2 protein-coding genes are annotated in these 1190 nt (G+C 78.9%); both read right to left on the reverse strand.

Annotated elements, in window-relative coordinates:
- On the reverse strand, positions 1 to 355 hold a 355-nt coding region (locus ACFV4N_RS43940), incomplete at its 3' end, for a hypothetical protein (protein WP_499678637.1).
- A 47-nt stretch (positions 356 to 402) separates the two neighbouring features.
- A partial coding sequence (locus ACFV4N_RS43945) for an acyl-CoA dehydrogenase family protein (RefSeq protein ID WP_499678638.1) occupies positions 403 to 1190 on the reverse strand: 788 nt, incomplete at its 5' end.

A 1190-nucleotide genomic window follows, 5' to 3' on the forward strand; every position in this document is an offset into this window, starting at 1 on the left:
GCAGCGCGACGGCCGCCGCGACCGCGCCGCCGTCGTGCGACACGCTCACCCCGACCCCCGGCACGCCCGCCAGGACCGGCTTGCCGCTGCCGGTGGTGGTCAGCGGGGCGTCCCGGGCCCACGGGGCGACCGCCGCGAGCAGGTCGCGCAGGACACCGCGGCCCGCGAGGAACTCCCGCGCGCGCCACGGCGGCATCCCGGCGGCCGCGCGGGCGTCGGCCGGGTGCGGCGGACCGGTGGGGCCGTCGGCGACGCGCACCCACACGCCCTCGTGCACCCGGACGTCCACGGCCCCGGCTCCCGCCGCCACGACGAACCCGGCGCCCGCCGGGTCCGCTCCCCCGGGCCCTGCCACCGCAGAACCCGCCACCGCAGAACCCGCCACCGCCACGCCCGCCGTCCTCATCGCGCCAGCTCCGCGAGCAGCCGGTCCGCCTGGTCCGCGACCCCGCCCAGCACCACCTCCGTCACGCCGCCACCGACGCCGAAGACCCCGGCCTCGGCGCGCAGCAGGTGCGGCCCGGCGGCGGTGAACCCCTCCGCGCCGTGCAGGTGGGCGCACTCGGCGAGCACCCGGTCCACGGTGAGGCCCACCGACGCCTTCAGCAGCGCGCCCGCCGTGCCGTCGTGGTCGGTGGCGATCCGCTCGGCCAAGCCGTCGGCCAGAGCGCGCAACTGGTGCACCTGGACCAGGCAGGTCGCGAACCGCTGGCGCACCCCGTCGAGCTGCCACAGCCCCTCGCGGGCGGTCAGCGACCGCTTGGCCGCGTCGAGCGCCCGCCGGCACAGGGCGACCGCCCACAACGCGCCGGCGAGCCGCTCCACCGCGATGTGCCGCGCGAAGCCCGCCAGCCCCCGGCCCGGCCTGCCCACCAGGTGGTCTGCGGGCACCCGCACGTCGTCGAACTGCAGGTGCCCGACGCCGCCGCCCGCGAACAGGTCGGTGTCGGCGGGCCGCACGGTCACGCCGGGCGCGTCGGCGGGCACCAGCACCCACGAGAAGTTCGTGAAGTGCGGTCCCGGTCGACGCCGGGCCAGCACCAGCAGCCACGTCGCGTGGGTGGCGTTGGTGATCCACCGCTTCGCGCCGCGCACCACCAGCTCGTCGCCCTCGACCGCGACCTCGGTGCCCAGCGCGGTGAGGTCCGAGCCCGCCGCCTCGTCCGTGGCGGCCAGGGCGGTGGTGGCGG

Origin of the sequence: Actinosynnema sp. NPDC059797, from assembly GCF_042732085.1 — a bacterium.
Lineage (GTDB): Bacteria > Actinomycetota > Actinomycetes > Mycobacteriales > Pseudonocardiaceae > Actinosynnema.